The following is a 16,052-nucleotide window of genomic DNA, read 5'->3' as shown; positions in this document are numbered from 1 at the left end:
AAATGCCCACGCCCCGGTTATCGCCGTCGACCCGCAGCGATGCCGCCGAGCAGCAGCAGAAACAGCGCAGCGGCAACCAGCCAGGGGAGCCAGGGCATACCCGCCGTCTCGTCGCCGGGCTCCTGGCCGCCCTCGGTCTTGGCCGGCTCGAGGATCTCCTGCATCTCGCGCGCCGCCGGATCTTCCAGCGGCTGGATCTCGGTGACACGGCTGGGGTCGGCTTCCGGCTCCGCCCGATCGATCTGCGCGGCCGCCCGCACGGCGTCGAAGGCCTCGCGCAGGTCAGCGTCGTCCAGGCGCTCGGCCACCTCGTCCAGCATGGGATGATCCGGGCGCGTGTGACCGCTGCCGGGCAGGCCGTGCTCGGCGACCAGTTCCGCGAAGCGCTCGGACAAGGCATCCAGCACCTCGGGATCGGCGTCCCAGAACCCGTGGCTGGCCGCGACCAGGTGAACGGCCTGCAGATGGGTCTTCACGTGCACGTTGTGGCCGTCGGCCAGGAACGCGTCCAGGCCCAGCCCGTGGCGGTCCTGCAGATACACGTCGTGCACCTCGTCCCAGACCCAGGAGCGGATGATCTCCGGGTTGGTGACCTGCCAGCCCCAAAGGTTGTCGACGAAATCCCGGGCCATGGTGCGGGCCCCGGCATAGCCGTGATCCATCAGCGGCTCGATCCACTGCGGGTTCAGGTTCTGCCCCTGAAGCTCGCGCATCAACGCGCGGCCCAGTGTCTCCACCCGCGGGTCGTCCGGATCGGCGTGCTGCAGCACGCGGTTGTCCGGCACCTCGCCGCGGATGCTCTCGACCGCGGTCGACAGCCCGCCCTGGAAATCGAAACCGTCGTCGTTGTCCAGCAGGCCGTAGAGGTGCGAGGCGCGCCCAAGGTAGGTGCGCCCGACCTGGCCCAGCCGGGCCTCGAAGGCCTCGTGCGCGGAGCCGCCGGATTCGTCCGCCCCGTAGGCATGTCCCATGCGGCGTATATAGGCGGCGCCCAGTTCGGCACGATCCTCCCAGGCCCCGGAACGGTCCGCGAGACGATTGACCCCGGCCCCATAGGCCCCGGGGGCGGTACCAAACACACGCAGCGCGGCCTGCTGACCCGCTTCGACGCCATTGAGGCCTGCGCCGCGCAGGGCCTGGGTGTCCTCCACCCACTGCGCGGCCACATCGTTACGCGCCAGCGGCTCGTCGCCCGGATCGCGCAGGTCCGGCCCCAGCGGGGCCAGGGCCGCTTCCAGTGCCGGTTCCAGCTCAGGGTATTCCGCAAGAATGATCTCGGACGAGCCATCCAGCGCGAGGCGGACGGCACGATCCAGCCACACCAGCTGGTCCTCGTACAGGTCGCGGAACAGACCGGAGGTGGTGAACAGGGCATCGCGATGGCGGTCACGCTCCGCCTCGTCGAGGTCCATGCGTTCCAGCCCCTGAACGATCCCGCGGCTGTTCCAGGCCGGGCGAATGCCCAGCATGTCCAGGCCAAAGGCGATCATCACGCCCTCATCGCGTACGGTATCCGACGCCCAGAGGATGATCGCCTCGCTGCCGTCGGCCTCGGGATCGCCGTGCTCACGGGCGTCCGCAGCCAGTTCCTGACCAATGCCCCAGGCGATACGCGTGGGCACCAGATCCGCCGCCAGCGCATGGAAGTTGCGCCCGGTTGGCAACACCTCCGGCGTGCGGATCGGATCGTTGCCCTGCCCCGGTGGCACGAAACGTCCCTCCAGTGCCGCCAGCAGATGCGCACGTTCACTGGCCGGGGATCCACGCAGCTTGGCGGCCCAGTCGTCCCCGACCGCTTCGTCACCGGCCATCGACTCGAGCATGGTGTCCACGGCCTCGTCGCTCCAGTCGCGCCCGAACACGTGCAGCCCCAGCGGCATCTGGTCTTCCTGCATGTCGGTCAGGTAGTGGCCGATCTCGTGGACCAGAAGCTCCTCGTCCATCTCCGTGAGCGAGGTGGTTCCGTGGTCGTCATGACCCTCGTCCGCATGCTCGTTCTCGTGGTTATGCTCATGGGCATGTTCGTGCGCTTCATCCCCATGTTCCCGGTGATGATCCGCATCCCGAGACTCGTCGCCGTGATCATCCTCGTGACCTTCGCCGTGCCCGGAATCGGGTTCATCATGATGACCGTCGTGGTGATCCCCGTGTTCGTCATGGTGGTGCCCGTGGTCATGATGATGGCCCCGGGCCAGTTCGTGCTCGATGGTCTCGGTCAGGCCGAGATCCTCGATACGTTCGCGCAGGGTCTGGGCCGCCCGCGAACGTGTCGCGGCATCCGGCTGCGCGGCCGCCTCGTAGGTCTCCACCAGCTGGCGCAGCTCCAGCAGACTGTCGTACAGCTCGGTGGCCGCCAGTGGCGGGGTCAGGTGGCTGATCATCACGCCCATGGCCCGGCGCTTGGCCTGGATGCCCTCACCCACGCCATCGACGATGTAGGGATAGATGATTGGCAGGGCGCCCCCGAGGATCTCGGGGTAATCATCCGGCGCCAGCCCCGCGCGCCGGCGAGGCAGGAATTCCCGGGTCGAGTGGCGGCCGACATAGACCAGCGCATCCGCCTCGAAGTGATCGCGGATCCAGTGGTAGAAACCGACATACTGGTGGGTCGGCGGGAAGGTGGTATTCGCGTGCAGCAGGCGCTCGCTGACCTCCCAGCCGCGCGGCGGCTGCGGGCCGATGAACACGTTGCCGAACTCGATCCCCGGGAACAGCATCTCGCCGTCGCGGGTCATCGCCTCGCCCGGCGGCTCGCCCCAGCCGGTCAGGCCGGGGATGCCCGTGCGCACCAGCGCCTTGCGCAATTGCTCGGTCGTCGCATGCGCGTCCTCACCCGCCAGCGTGGCCTCCCAGGCCGCCTCGAATTGTGCGAGCAGATCCAGCGCTCGATCCTGGGCCGCGTGCGGATAGCTCTCGAGCATGTGGCGCAGATCACCGACACCGCTTTCCAGCGCGGCTTGTGCCAAATCGATCTCGTCGGCGGCTTTGGCCGCCTCCAGCCTCGCCTGCAGGTAGCCGATCGGGCCATCCACCAACTCGGCCCGGATCGACTCCGGCAGGGCGTCGAAATAGGCCTGGTACTGCTCGCGATCGAGCGCGGCCACCCGGCCGGCGATCGCGTCCAGCGCATCTGCCTGCTCCGGGAGATTCACCGCCCGGTCCTGGATCATGTCCAGCAGGGCTTCGGCATCCTCCGGCACGTTGTCGCCCAGGTCATAGCCGGCCGCCTCCAGCCGCTGCAACATCTCCAGCAGGGACTCGGGCACATCCAGCTTGTCCGCGCCGATGTTCTGGCGACCCGGCGGATGGTTGTAGTAGACGACCGCGACCCGCTTGTCCGCGTTGTCGAGGGTGCGCAGCCGCTGCCAGCTTGCCACCCGGTCGGCCAAAGCCTCCACGCGCTCGCCCACCGGCTCGGTCAGTATCAGGCGCACACCCGTGCGTTCATCCTGTTCCGGGGCGCCCGCGGCCGCCAGCACCATCGGCTGGCTCATACCCTGCAACTCCGGCATGGCCACGTGGTAGTGCACCTTGTCCCAGGGGATGCCTTCGTGCGACAGCCGCCACTGGGCTGCGCTCACATCCGCCAGGCGGATGCCCTTGATCACCGGGACATCCAGCTCGCCGAAGGCCTCGGCCACCGCCTCGCGGTTGCCGCCCCCGCCGACCACGAAGTCCTGCAGACTCACGATCCCGGCGAGATCCGCCGGCCCGGTCACCTTCTCCAGCGTCTCGATCGCCTCGCGGCTCGCCCCGCCCCAGCGCGCGAGCACCACAAAACACTGGATGTCGCGGTTCTCCAGGGCCTCGCAGGCCGCATCCAGCAGGGCGCGGTCGCCCGGCCGGTCGCCGGTATCCAGATCCAGGAGCGCCACGGCCGGACCCTCCTCCAGATCGAGGGCGTCCGAATCGGGGCTGGAGCTGCCATGGCGGTAGTAGCGGATGGTCTCGCGCGGGTCCGGGTCCGGTACGTCGATCGCGTGCCCGCCATGCGCGGCCAGCCAGCGCATCAGGCCCTCCATGTTCTCCGGCGTGCGCCCCTGGTAGAACGCCCGCCCGGTCAGCCAGTCCGCCTGTTCGGGGAAGCGCTCCTGCTGTCGGGACAGGTGCGCGCGCGGGTCCTCACCCGGATCCGGGTTGGCCGCCAGTTCGGTACGCATCTCGTCATCGAGCCCCGCGAGTACGGCCTCACCGTCGATCCGCGACAACGCCGTCAGGTGGCGAACGCTGTTGATGGCCAGGATCGGGGCTCCCTCGGGCGGCGGGGCCTCCCGCAACAGGCGATCGAGGCGCGCGGCCTGATCCCCGAAGACGGCCGCGACGAGCACCGCGTCCGCCTCGCGCCACAGCGCCGCGACGGCCTCGTCCGACTTGTCCGTGAGCTGCTCCGGGGTGCGCAGTACGACCTCCGCCTCCGGATGGGCCTCGAGGAAGCGATGCGCCCCGGCGGCGACCTCCGCCGCCGAGCGATCGGAAACAACACCCACCAGGAGCGGCCCGGCCCCGGCCGTTCCGACGCCGAATAGAAAAAACGCAATAGCAATCAGGGTTGTGCGACGAAAACGCATGGAGATTTCCCGAAAAACAGGCGCAAGGGGCCGCGAGGCGTGTACCCGACACGCCAGCGACCACTGCAATGGGATTGGGGCGCCGCCGCAGCGGCGCCCCTCAGAAGAGCGCTTCAGCCACGCCGGCTGGCCGGCTGCCAGAGGACCTCTTCGCCGTTCTCGTGGCGCGCGAGCACGCGACAGAGCACAAACAGGAGATCCGACAGCCGGTTGATGTAGGCCAGCGAACCCGGGCGCAACGCCTCGTGGTGATTGAGCGCAACGAGACGCCGTTCCGCCCGGCGGCAGACCGTACGGGCGATATGACAATCGGCCGCGGCAGGCCCGCCGCCCGGGAGGATGAACTCCTCCAGGGCCGGCAGATCATCGTTGAAGGACTCAAGCTCCACGTCCACACGCTCCACGGAGGCATCCGGCAACGCCTGATGGCCCGGCACGGCCAGTTCCGCCCCCAGGTCGAACAGCTCGTGCTGCACCAGCGCCAGCGAGCGCCGGACCTCTTCGGGCAGGTCATGGATCAGCAACCGGCCGATCACGCTGTTCAGCTCATCCACATCACCGAAGGCCTCGACGCGATGCGAGTCCTTGTCCACTCGCGAGCCGTCACCAAGGCCGGTTCGGCCTTCATCACCCGTGCGGGTCGCAATCTTCGACAGTCGATTACCCATGGATCACCTCTGCTGATAGCGCAGTTTCACGAACGCGGCACGCCCCGGCTGGTTGTAGCCGCCCGCCGTCTCGTAGTCCTTGTCGAACACGTTCTGGACCGAAGCCTGAAGCTGCCATTCCGGATGGATCTGATAGCTCGCGCGCAGGTTCAGCAACCCGTAACCCGACAGGCGTACATCATTATCCTGATCGTCGAATGCCCGGCTCTTGGCGATCACCGAGCCGCCAACCGAGAAACGATCAAGCTGCCGATCCAGATCGAACCGCGCCGTCACTGGCGAGCGCCGTCGAAGTTCATTGCCCGTCTCACGGTCTTCGGCATCCATCAACGTCAGCGAAGCGCGGGAGACCCAGCGCGTACTCGCGTAACCCGCTTCCAGCTCGACACCCTGAACGCGCGCTTCATCGATATTTTCAGCCCGGAATGCAACCGGATCAAAACCGATCATCTGGTCCAGTTCGGTGCGGAAAATGGCGGCATCGGCATAGTAGGCCCCTTGCGTGTAGCGCGCCCCGACTTCGAAGGTCCGCGAATTCTCCGGCTCCAGGTCGGTGTTACCAAATCCGGGGAAATAGAGGTCGTTGAAGGTCGGTGCCTTGAACGCAGTGCCGTAGGACGCCCGCAGACGGAGCGGGTCGGTCATCTGATAACCCCAGGCCACCTGCCCGGTAACCTTGTCACCAAATTGTTCGTTGTCGTCGTAGCGCAGGCTGCCTTCCAGGTCATGCCGACCGAGGTCCACATGAATCACGGAGTACGCACCGACGTTGTACCGCGAATCTTCGTCGTAGTCGGTTGTACTTTCTACCCGGTCCTCGTACGCGTCGATGCCGGTAATTAAATAAACGTTATCCGCAATTTCGATATCGTTGCGCCAGTCGACCAGATCGCGCCGCGTATCGAACTGGGAAAAGAATTCACCCTCAAGAAAGTTATCCGATTCGTCACGACTGTGCCCAACAGCGAGCTCGGTATCCCAGCGCTGCGTCACGGGAATCCTTACGCCACCGCGAAGTGCGGCATGCACGAAGTCGGATTCATCCGGAGAGAAGATCGAGCCGCTGTCGAACTCCGTCGTTCCTTCCGAATACAGGATGTTTCCGAAGAATTCGACGCCGTTATCCAGACGGTGCGACACCTTGGTCGCCAACGAGGTGTTGTCGTAACCATCACGGTCGTCGTCACCGACACCGTCCTGCACGTTGATGCCGTCGGTCTCGAAGTGGCTGACCGAGAAACTGTAGTTCGTGTTATCGGTGCCGCCCGCTACGCCAACCCCCGCTTCCCGCGTATTGAAGCTGCCGCCTCCCACAAACGCGTTGACTTTCGGAGGCCCCTTGCGGCCTTCTCGGGTGAAGGTCTGCACCACACCACCAATCGCATCGGAACCGTAGATGCTGGTACGTGGCCCACGCACGATCTCCACACGCTCAATCGCCTCTGGCGGCAGAAACTGCCAGCTGGCGCCACCACTAGTGGCGGACCCCATGCGCACGCCGTCAATCAGAAGCAGCGTGTGGTCGGAGCTTGTCCCGCGGGTGTAGACGGAGCTGGTCTTGCCGAAGGCGCTGTTTTGGGAGGTCTCGATCCCGGCCCGCCCTTCCAGCAGGTCGGTGAACTGCTGGGGCTGCAGGCGTTCGATCTCTTCGCGGTCGATGATGGTCACCGAAGCGAGCGTCTCGTCCACTGTCTGGGCGATGCGCGAGGCGGTGACCTGGACGGTCTCCAGCGTCTGGGCTTCGTCGGTATTCGGTGTGTCCCCCAGGGCGGGACTGGTGGCCAGCAGGATGGCCGCGGAAAGTGCTGTGCGTTTCATTGTGTAGAGTCTCCCGGCGAGCCGCCCGCACGCCGTTGATTCGTCGGGATCGCGCAGACAGGGGGAGACAGACACGAGGGGGATCGGCCAGGACCGGCGAACGGCCCGGCACGATCATCCGCCTCGCATGCCCGCCGCATGCCGCGCGATCATTCCCTGGCCGGTCTCCGGGCTGACGAGCGTCCGGTGCGGCGCCTTCCCGAACATCATGTTCAGTGGCACTGGCCGCGACCATCAGAAACCGACGGACGGTCTCTCGCTCGATCACCGTTGCGGGGGCAGCGTCGGACTCGTCCCGAGGCCTTGCAGCCCGCCGGAGACTCACCGATCTTCCCGTTTAACCCGCCAAGCCAGGCCTGGTCGGGCACCGAGGAACGCAGCGAACCCTACACAGTTGGGTGCAAAATTACCAGCCTCCAACCCACCCACCAGGCGCTCTCGCATGACGCTGGCAGGCTCGCGTGTCGCCGCCGATCAGCGGCGGCGCCGTTCCTCCGCGTACAGGTAGCGGGTCCCGCGCTTGAGCAGCAGCCCCCAAGCCTTGTCCTGCAGCATGGCGTCGAACTCAGGCGAGCGCTCGGCACGCAGCGCCACCGGGTGCGACTCGTCCCCGGTATGGGTCGCCAGCATCTCCAGGCGCTCGCGATTGGCCCCATAGTGGCTGACCAGAAAATCGCGCATGGAGTCACTCAGTGGCAGGTTGTAGATGCGCGTGAGGCGCAGCGCCAGCCACTCGGCCATGCGCCCGAGATCCTGCCGGACCTTGCGCACCATGGCCGAGCCCAGGCCTGCCTTGGCATCCGCGCTCATGCCCACGTAGAGCCCGCCCAGATAGGCCGCGGGGTTGGCATAGATCGCGCGCTGGATACTGGGATTCGTAAGATCCACCAGCGGCTCCATGATCAAGGCGAGCTGGATCCCGATCCGCTTGGCGGTCTCCGCATCCAGTGCCGAGCCGCCAAAGTAAAACAGGTCACCCTCGCGCTCGATCTTGAGTTCCTTGAGGAAAGAGCAGAAGTGGCTGGCCAGTTTCAGCTTCTGGTCGTCGGTCAGTTCGATCAGCTCCTCGCTCACCCGGATGCCGCGCACGCTGCGTTTGAACCAGCGCTTCTCGCCGCGCTTCTCCACCTGCGCCCGACGCAGGGCCTCCCAGCGTTCCACCGCGTTGGTGTAGCGGCTTTGCGACTGCATCAGGTGGTCGCGCGCCTCACGCAGGTCCTCGACTCGGCGCAGCGCAAGACCGAGGAGCTGCCCATCCGCGGAATTTTCCGGAGGTTCGAGATCCTCCAGTCGCTGCAGCGCCTCCAGCACCTGACGTCCCAGACTGACGATCGGCTCGCGCAGGGCCTGTGGATCCAGGCCCGACGCCTCGTGCTGGGATAGCAGGATGCCGAGCGAGCGCAGGCGGCTGACTACCCCGGCCTGAGCCACACGGAAGCGGTTGCCCTGGGATTCGAGGCGGTCCAGGGCCGCCCCGAGCTGCCAGCCCCCCGACCATTCGAAGCTCAGCCGCTTGATCTGGCGTCCGTTCACCAACTCGAAGGCGAGGACAAAGATCGCTTGTACGTCGTCGAGGGTGCAGCGCGCCAGGTCATCGGCGTCCGCGGCGGAGAACAGTCGATCCAGGAACTGATCCACCCGGCGCACACCGTCCTCCTGGGTTGGCGCCACGCCCCGCAGGCGGTCGCGCAGGAGGTCCGCAACCTCCGGCGCCTCGTGATGCAGCTTCTCCAGGGCCGCGAGCCGGGAGTCCTCGGTCGCATCCACCAGATCCGCGACGCGCGAGCGCAGACCCAGGCGACGATAAATCTCGATCTGCTCCGCGGCGGCCGCCAGGCTGGCATCGCCGGTCATCTCGCGCACCGCGACCGCCACGGCCTCGGGGGCGATATCCACTTCGTGCAGCAGGACTTGGGCTGCCTTGCGCCGACGCATGTCCGGGGTCATCTCGCCCATCGCCAGGTCGCGGGTGACGAACAGCAGATCCGGCAGCAAGTCGATGGTGTTGCGCAGCTGATCGCGCGAGCGCTCCTGGCGCTTGCCCCGTGTGGCATCCGCGACGAAGCGCGCGACCAGGCCGATGACCCCGAACAGCAGGGTGTAAACGGCAAAGAAGATGAAGTTCTGTGCCGGGGCGGCATGGCCGAAACCGAGGAAGTAGCCGCCCTGCATCGCCAGGAACGTGACTGGCCCGGCGGCCCACAGCAACTGCAGGAAGTTCAGCGACCAGGGAACACGCCGCGCGGTGGCGGCCACCTCGGTAATGCGGCTGCGCCCGGCCGCCTCGATCAGGACATGTTCCTGTGACGGTCCGCCGGCCTGCGGGCTTTCCTGGCCCTGTGCCTCCCTGCGTTTACGAAAGCGACCGAACACGCGCCCCTGCTCCGGAATGGGTGGTTACCGCCGGCATGGCCGCAACGTGACCACTAGTGTAGGGAATGCGCGTTCGGTTCGCCCGAGTTTTGCAGTACTTTCGGGATCGGCCCCGGATCGCTCCCCTCGCCTCGCCTCGCCTTCAGGCGGCGTCGCTGCGCTGTGCCCGGGCCTTCCCGGGCGGTGTGGAGATCACTTCGGGGGCATCGTCCCGATAGAGGTAATCGCGGGTCAGCGGCACCGCATCCTGCTGCTTGGCCATCTGCACGTGGAACACCACCTGATCCCACCAGCGGAAGGTGCCCTCGCAACTGGCCAGGTAGAACTCCCACATGCGGCAGAAACGCTCATCGAAGCGTTCGACGGCCTCGGCCCGCACCGTCTGGAAGCGGCGATACCACTCGGCCAGCGTCTCGGCGTAATGCAGGCGCCAGAACTCGATATCGGTGGTGCACAGCGGCGTGGGCTCCAGCGCGCCCATCACCTCGGACAGGGCCGGCGTATACCCGCCCGGAAAGATGTACTTGCTCAGCCAGGGGTTGGAGGTACCCGGTGGTTCCTGCCGCCCGATGGTGTGCAGCACCGCGATGCCTTCCGGCTTCAGCAGATCATGTACGCGCCGGAAGAACGTCTCGTAGTTGGGCGTGCCCACATGCTCGAACATGCCGACGCTGACAATGCGGTCGTACTGGTCGTCGTGTTCGCGGTAGTCCTGATAGAGAAACCGCACTCGATCCTCGAGCCCCCGACGCTTGGCCTCGTCACGGGCAACCCGCAGCTGCTCCTTCGACAGCGTCACGCCGTCTACCTGCACGTCGGCATGCTCGGCGAGATGGAAGGCCAGACCGCCCCAGCCGCAACCGATGTCGAGCACGCGCATCCCCGGCTCCAGCATCAGCTTCTTGCGCAGCATTGCGCACTTGGCCTGCTGCGCCTCTTCCAGCGTCATGTCCGGGCGCTCGAAATAGGCGCAGCTGTAGAACATGCCCTCGTCCAGGAACTGACGATAAAGCCACTCATCGACGTCGTAGTGATGGGCGATGTTCTGGTAGCAGCGCGCCACCTTGTTGCCCTGCTCGATCAGGGCCCGCAGCATGCGCACTGCAGGGTTGACCCGCTGCTTGAACATCGGCGCGAAGTTGCGCATGGCCACGTCGAGGAACACCTGCAGGCCCTCGGGGCCGGGCGACCACAGGCCGTCCATGTAGGTCTCGCCCAGCTGGAAGCCCGGGTCGCGCCCAATCTTGCGCAACGCCGCCTTGTCATGCACCTGCATGGTGACTTCCGGCGCGCCGTTCCCGAAACGCTGCTCACGGCCATCCGGATGCCGCAGCACGAAGGTCCCGTAGCGTATGTATTGCTCCAGTAACCGCTCGATCATCGCTCCCCCTGTCCTTGTTCTGGCAGTCGGGTCTCTCAGCCCCCACGCGTAATGCCGACCCTGACCACGCCGCAGACTTTAGACTCAGTCTAATTACCGATGGCCCGCATTGTCCACGCAGCCGTCGGAGGGAGGGGACCCCGAGTCATCTCGGGGCGCGACCCCCTGACCGACGGCAAAACCTTCTGTAATCGCCTACAACTCTTGGGGACAGTACCGCATTCCCGCCCCCGATGGCATACCCCGAAAATCGCTTTCCCCAACGTCGAAAAAACGGCTACCCTGCACCCATGACGCTACGACCCACTCAAGCCTGCCAGCACTGCACCCTCCGCCAGCTCTGCCTGCCTATGGGCCTGCCCCAGGATGAACTCTGGCAACTCGACCAAATCGTCCAGCAACGCCGGCCGATCGCCAAGGGTGCGCCCCTGTTCACCATGGGGACCAAGTTCGAAGCGCTGTACGCGGTCCGCACCGGGGCACTGAAAACGGTGCTGATCTCCGATGACGGGACCGAACAGATCACCGGCTTCGCGCTGGCCGGCGACCTCCTGGGGCTGGACGCGATCCACTCCGGCAAGCATCCGGTCAGTGCCATTGCGCTGGAGTCCACCAGCGTCTGCGCCGTGCCCTACGGGCATGTCGACGACCTCGCCGGCCGCCTGCCAACCTTCCGCCAGCACATGATGAGCGTGATGAGCCAGGAACTGGCCCAGGACGAAAGCCTGCACGCCTTGCTCGGCCAACGTACCGCGGAGCAGCGTCTGGCGACCTTCCTGATCGCCCTGTCGGAGCGTCATCGCGCCCGCGGCCTGTCCCCCGAACGGTTCTACCTGCCCATGTCCCGGGCAGACATCGCCAACCACCTGGGCCTGACCCAGGAAACCATCAGCCGGTTGTTTACTCAGCTGCGCAACCAGGGCGTAATCAACCTGCACACCCGGGACCTGGAGATCCTCCAGCCCGACGGCCTGCGCAACACGGCCGGGGTCACCTTCACCTCCGCCGCGAGCAGTGCCTGAAGCCGGGGACACCCCGGAGCCGGCCACGGACTTCGACGCCTTCTGGGCATTCGCCGACGCACTGTGGGTCGATCGCACCGCTCGCGAACGTCTGATGCGCTGGCAGGACGAATTTGGCGTGGACGTGATGCTGGCGTTGTTTGCCCTGTGGTACCCGCAGCCCCTCGGACCCTCGCAATGGCGCGTACTGCGGCAAACGGCCCGGCGCTGGCAGTCATCCTCCACCGAACGCCTCCGCGCACTGCGCCGGCGGCTCCACACCCCCGAGCGCAACGCGCTCTACCGCGAGGTGCTGGCACTGGAGCTTCAAAGCGAGCGGCTCGCCGGCCTGCAACTGCTCGCGGAGGCCCGGCGCGTGGCGCCGCAGACCACCCCCGCATTCGCCATCGACCGCCAGCGCCGATTGCACACCCTGTTCCCCGACCTGCCGGACGCCGAGATCCGCGACGGATTGCGCGAGTTCACGGCCGCCTGAACAGCACGTGGTGCACGCAAGGCCGCATTCCGGCTATCCTCCCCGCACATTGACCGAACACGGCAGGATTCATGTCGGATGATCTGCGCAGCCAGCTCCTGAAAACGGGGCTGGTCGACGAAAAACAGGTTCGCCAGGCCAAGTCGCAAAAGCACAAGGCCCAGAAGGGGAACGCGAAGAAGAAGAAGGACCGCAACACGGGTCCGGACCCGGGCGTGGCCGAGGCGCGCAAGGCCGAGCAGGCCGAGCGTTCGCGACAGAAGAACCGCGAACAGCAGGAACGTGCCGAACGCCGGGCCCGCCACGCGCAAATCCGCGAACTGGTCAGCACCCACCTGGCGCCGATTCCCACCGGCGATTCCGCGCTGGATTATCACTTCCAGCAGGGCGGGCAGATCCGCCACCTCCCGGTGACCGCCGACCTGCAAAAGCGCCTGGCCGACGGCCGCGCCGCGCTTGCCGGCCTGGATGTGCGCCCGGAAAAGGGGTTCCGGGTCATCCCGCGCGAGACCGCCGACCGCATCCGCGAGCGCGATCCGGAATGGCCACTGGTCATCCCCGCCGAGGACGAAACCGGATCGGAACCCGCCCCGGACGACCCATACAAGGACTACGTGGTACCCGACGACCTCATGTGGTGACCCGCAGGGGAATCCCCGCAGGCCAGCGATCCAATCAGTCGGTTGCGCGCTTCACGTCCGCGGCGGGCATGCCGCTTTGCTGCGGGCGCCGCGCCTCGTCACTGGACATGTCCTGCGGCGTGATGCCGCCCTGCTCCAGGCCCTGGGCGGGGCCGGCCGACTCCTCCGGCTCGCCGCTGCCGCAGCCTAGCGCCAGCAGACCCACGGCCGTCAGACCGATCACCAGGGGGGCGGCTCGCTGAATCTCTCGCATCATCTTCACTCTTGATCCATGTGTACTCGAAGCCTGCAAACTCTGCGGCGGGCGTGCAACATCGAGTGTAACAGGCGGGGGTTCCGGCAAGGGCTTCAGGCGGCGCCCACCGGCAGGATCCGGGTCCCCGCCTGCCCGGCCAGGATAGCCGCGGCGTCCTCCAGCGAACCGATCCCAACCCGAATGCCGCCCTGGGCAGCGCGCCGTGCAGCCTCCATCTTGGGCCCCATGGAACCGCCCGGGTACGCCGCCGGCTCCACGGCCGTAACCAGAAGCGCCTTCAGGCGCCGGGCGTCCGGTGTGCCCCAGTCCATGTAGACGCCGTCGACATCGGTCAGCATCAACAACCTGTCCGCCCCGACATGCGCGGCCAGGCGCGCGGCCGTCAGGTCCTTGTCCACCACGGCCTCGATGCCGTGTAGACGCCCGTCGCCGTCACGCGCGACCGGTACGCCGCCGCCCCCGGCACAGATCGCCACCGACCCGCCATCCACGAGACTGCGGACGGCCTCCATACCCAGCAGGCGTTGCGGCTCCGGCGACGCCACCACCCGCCGCCAGCCCTCGCCGTCTGGTGCCACGTGCCAGCCGCGCTCGTCGGCCAGCGCGCGGGCGCGGGCCGCGTCCCAGGTCGGGCCAATGAACTTTTCCGGGTGGTCGAAGGCGGGGTCGTTCGGGTCGACCTCGGTCTGGGTGAGCAGACTCGCCACCCGGTCATGGCCCAGCGCGTTATGCAGCTCCCGCGCCAGGATGTAGCCGATCATGCCGTGGCTCTCGGCCCCGACCACATCCAGCGGCCAGGCGATGCGATCGCATTCCGCCTGATTGGCGAGCAACCCCACCTGGGGCCCGTTGCCGTGGGTGACGACCACCTCGTGCTCGCGCGCCACGGCCGCGATGGCTGCCGCCGCACGCTGGGCGTTGTGCTGCTGGGCCTCGGCCGAGGGGGTCTCGCCGCGTTGCAGCAGGGCGTTGCCGCCCAGCGCGATCACGATACGCATGGCGGGCCTACTCCGTACTTGAAGGGTTGGGTCAGGTGCGCGGAAGCGTGACGCCGCGCTGGCCCTGGTATTTGCCACCGCGGTCCTTGTAGGAGGTCTCGCAGACCTCGTCGGACTGCAGGAACAGCATCTGCGCCACGCCCTCGTTGGCGTAGATCTTGGCGGGCAGCGGCGTGGTGTTGGAGAACTCCAGCGTCACGTGGCCCTCCCACTCGGGCTCCAGTGGGGTCACGTTCACGATGATGCCGCAGCGCGCGTAGGTCGACTTGCCCAGACAGATGGTCAGCACATCGCGCGGGATGCGGAAGTACTCGACCGTATGCGCCAGGGCAAAGGAGTTCGGCGGGATAATGCAGCAGTCCGACTGCACGTCCACGAAACTGCCCTCGTCGAAGCCCTTGGGGTCGACAATGCTGGAGTTGATGTTGGTGAAGATCTTGAAGTGATCGGAGCACCGCACGTCATAGCCGTAGCTCGAGGTCCCGTAGGACACGATCCGCTGCTCGTCGCGGTAGCGGATCTGGCCGGGCTCGAAGGGCTCGATCATGCCCTTCGTCTCGGCCATCTCCCGAATCCAGCGGTCCGCCTTGATGCTCATTGGCCCTGTCCCTGGTGGCGCACCGGATCAGTTGTCCTGGATCACGATGTTGGGGAATTTGCTGCTGTAGTCCTTGGACTGCTCGGCCAGCTTGGCACCCGTGCGCCGTGCGATCTCGCGGTAGATCTCCGTGATGCGGCCCTCCGGGTCGGCGACCACGGTGGGTTCGCCACCGTCCGCCTGCTCGCGGATGCGGATGTCCAGCGGCAGGGCACCCAGCAGATCCACGCCGTATTCCTCTGCCATGCCCTCGGCGCCGCCCTGACCGAAGATGTATTCCTCGTGGCCGCACTTCGAGCAGATGTGGATGCTCATGTTCTCGATGATGCCGAGCACCGGCACCTCGACCTTCTCGAACATGCGCAGGCCCTTGCGCGCATCCAGCAACGCGATGTCCTGCGGCGTGGTCACGATCACCGAACCGGAGACCGGGATCTTCTGCGACAGGGTGAGCTGGATGTCACCGGTGCCCGGCGGCAGGTCGATGATCAGGTAGTCCAGCTCCTTCCAGTTGGTCTCGTTCAGGAGCTGCTCCAGCGCCTGGGTAACCATCGGGCCACGCCAGATCATTGGCGTGTCCTCGTCGATCAGGAAACCAATGGACATCGCCTGCACGCCGTGGCGCTCCAGCGGCTCCATGCTCTTGCCGTCCTTGGATTCCGGCTTGTCCTTGATCCCCAGCATGCGCGGCTGGCTGGGGCCATAGATGTCGGCATCCAGGATACCGACCTGTGCGCCCTCGGCGACCAGGGCCAGCGCCAGGTTGACCGCGGTCGTGGACTTGCCCACCCCGCCCTTGCCGGAAGCCACGGCGATGATGTTCTTGCTCCCCGCCATCGGCTTCAGGCTCTTCTGCACCGCGTGGGTCGTGACCTTCGTGCTGATGGTGACCTCGGAGGACTCGAGCCCGGCCACACCCGCCAGTGCACCCTGAATGGCGGCGCGCAGCTCGTCGTGGTACCCAGCAGCGGAATACCCCATCTGGATATCGATCGCGGCACGGGCACCGTCCACGCGAATGTCCCGGACCTCGCCGGCGGCGACCAGGTCCTGCTCGAGGTACTTGTCCTGAACGGTCTTCAGGGCGTTTTCGATCTGCTCTCGCGCGAGTTCGGCCATGGGTACGTGGCATCCGATGTTGGGAGTGATCGCGCGATTCTACTGGCCTCGGTGCACCACGCCAATGGCACCACGAGCCACCCGTCCTTTCCGTAGCCCCCCAGGCGCGAATCAAGGCAGGTGTCAAGGCCCTTG

At 66.6% G+C, this 16,052-nt stretch carries 12 protein-coding genes and 1 riboswitch; of the genes, 3 read left to right on the top strand and 9 right to left on the bottom strand.

The features are described from left to right. Positions 1-17: 17 nt before the first annotated feature. From D573_RS0108405 to D573_RS0108385, 5 genes are all read right to left on the bottom strand, one after another. A complete protein-coding gene (locus tag D573_RS0108405; RefSeq protein ID WP_018938710.1) occupies positions 18-4,568 on the bottom strand; it encodes a cobaltochelatase subunit CobN in 4,551 nt (1,516 codons plus the stop codon). 113 nt (positions 4,569-4,681) lie between these two features. After that, on the bottom strand, positions 4,682-5,236 hold the full coding sequence (locus D573_RS0108400; protein WP_026287978.1) for a cob(I)yrinic acid a,c-diamide adenosyltransferase: 555 nt from the start codon (positions 5,234-5,236) through the stop codon (positions 4,682-4,684). Between the two features lie 3 nt (positions 5,237-5,239). Continuing rightward, on the bottom strand, positions 5,240-7,054 hold the full coding sequence (locus D573_RS0108395) for a TonB-dependent receptor domain-containing protein (RefSeq protein WP_018938709.1): 1,815 nt from the start codon (positions 7,052-7,054) through the stop codon (positions 5,240-5,242). Positions 7,055-7,194: 140 nt separating this feature from the next. Further along, a riboswitch (cobalamin riboswitch) is annotated at positions 7,195-7,441 on the bottom strand. An 87-nt stretch (positions 7,442-7,528) separates the two neighbouring features. After that, positions 7,529-9,427, bottom strand: a complete 1,899-nt coding sequence (locus tag D573_RS0108390) for a hypothetical protein (protein WP_018938708.1) — start codon at positions 9,425-9,427, stop codon at positions 7,529-7,531. A gap of 142 nt (positions 9,428-9,569) precedes the next feature. Then, entirely contained in the window at positions 9,570-10,808 is a 1,239-nt protein-coding gene (locus tag D573_RS0108385; RefSeq protein ID WP_018938707.1) for a cyclopropane-fatty-acyl-phospholipid synthase family protein, read from the bottom strand. A 290-nt stretch (positions 10,809-11,098) separates the two neighbouring features. On the opposite strand from D573_RS0108385, the gene fnr reads away from it, so the two are divergent. From fnr to D573_RS0108370, 3 genes are all read left to right on the top strand, one after another. Then, positions 11,099-11,830: a fumarate/nitrate reduction transcriptional regulator Fnr gene (gene fnr, locus D573_RS0108380; RefSeq protein ID WP_038034789.1), complete on the top strand. Its 732-nt coding sequence runs from the start codon at positions 11,099-11,101 to the stop codon at positions 11,828-11,830. Next, the gene (locus D573_RS0108375; RefSeq protein WP_018938705.1) at positions 11,823-12,305 is read left to right on the top strand and encodes a DUF2390 domain-containing protein; all 483 of its coding nucleotides are present in this window, start codon (positions 11,823-11,825) and stop codon (positions 12,303-12,305) included. The genes fnr and D573_RS0108375 overlap by 8 nt, the downstream gene beginning before the upstream one ends. Before the next feature lie 71 nt (positions 12,306-12,376). Beyond that, positions 12,377-12,946, top strand: a complete 570-nt coding sequence (locus D573_RS0108370) for a DUF2058 domain-containing protein (protein ID WP_018938704.1) — start codon at positions 12,377-12,379, stop codon at positions 12,944-12,946. A gap of 34 nt (positions 12,947-12,980) precedes the next feature. Here D573_RS0108370 and D573_RS0108365 read toward each other — a convergent pair whose 3' ends face one another. The 4 genes from D573_RS0108365 to apbC all read right to left on the bottom strand — a co-directional run bounded on the left by D573_RS0108365 (position 12,981) and on the right by apbC (position 15,917). Further along, entirely contained in the window at positions 12,981-13,199 is a 219-nt protein-coding gene (locus tag D573_RS0108365) for a hypothetical protein (protein WP_026287977.1), read from the bottom strand. A gap of 95 nt (positions 13,200-13,294) precedes the next feature. Next, positions 13,295-14,200: a carbamate kinase gene (locus tag D573_RS0108360; protein ID WP_018938702.1), complete on the bottom strand. Its 906-nt coding sequence runs from the start codon at positions 14,198-14,200 to the stop codon at positions 13,295-13,297. A 31-nt stretch (positions 14,201-14,231) separates the two neighbouring features. Further along, the gene (dcd, locus tag D573_RS0108355; RefSeq protein ID WP_018146031.1) at positions 14,232-14,798 is read right to left on the bottom strand and encodes a dCTP deaminase; all 567 of its coding nucleotides are present in this window, start codon (positions 14,796-14,798) and stop codon (positions 14,232-14,234) included. A 27-nt stretch (positions 14,799-14,825) separates the two neighbouring features. Further along, positions 14,826-15,917, bottom strand: a complete 1,092-nt coding sequence (gene apbC, locus D573_RS0108350; RefSeq protein ID WP_018938701.1) for an iron-sulfur cluster carrier protein ApbC — start codon at positions 15,915-15,917, stop codon at positions 14,826-14,828. Positions 15,918-16,052 lie beyond the last annotated feature (135 nt).

It is taken from the genome of Thioalkalivibrio sp. AKL9, from assembly GCF_000377825.1.
Lineage (GTDB): Bacteria > Pseudomonadota > Gammaproteobacteria > Ectothiorhodospirales > Ectothiorhodospiraceae > Thioalkalivibrio > Thioalkalivibrio versutus.
The sequence above is the reverse complement of the archived record's forward strand: the minus strand, read 5'-3'. Positions and strand labels throughout refer to the sequence as shown.

Coding starts and splice junctions, on each gene's coding strand:
- apbC (WP_018938701.1), bottom strand. CDS start 15,917: ATGGCCGAACTCGCGCGAGAGCAGATCGAAAACGCCCTGAAGACCGTT.
- D573_RS0108370 (WP_018938704.1), top strand. CDS start 12,377: ATGTCGGATGATCTGCGCAGCCAGCTCCTGAAAACGGGGCTGGTCGAC.
- fnr (WP_038034789.1), top strand. CDS start 11,099: ATGACGCTACGACCCACTCAAGCCTGCCAGCACTGCACCCTCCGCCAG.
- D573_RS0108400 (WP_026287978.1), bottom strand. CDS start 5,236: ATGGGTAATCGACTGTCGAAGATTGCGACCCGCACGGGTGATGAAGGC.
- D573_RS0108405 (WP_018938710.1), bottom strand. CDS start 4,568: ATGCGTTTTCGTCGCACAACCCTGATTGCTATTGCGTTTTTTCTATTC.
- D573_RS0108360 (WP_018938702.1), bottom strand. CDS start 14,200: ATGCGTATCGTGATCGCGCTGGGCGGCAACGCCCTGCTGCAACGCGGC.
- D573_RS0108365 (WP_026287977.1), bottom strand. CDS start 13,199: ATGCGAGAGATTCAGCGAGCCGCCCCCCTGGTGATCGGTCTGACGGCC.
- dcd (WP_018146031.1), bottom strand. CDS start 14,798: ATGAGCATCAAGGCGGACCGCTGGATTCGGGAGATGGCCGAGACGAAG.
- D573_RS0108395 (WP_018938709.1), bottom strand. CDS start 7,054: ATGAAACGCACAGCACTTTCCGCGGCCATCCTGCTGGCCACCAGTCCC.
- D573_RS0108385 (WP_018938707.1), bottom strand. CDS start 10,808: ATGATCGAGCGGTTACTGGAGCAATACATACGCTACGGGACCTTCGTG.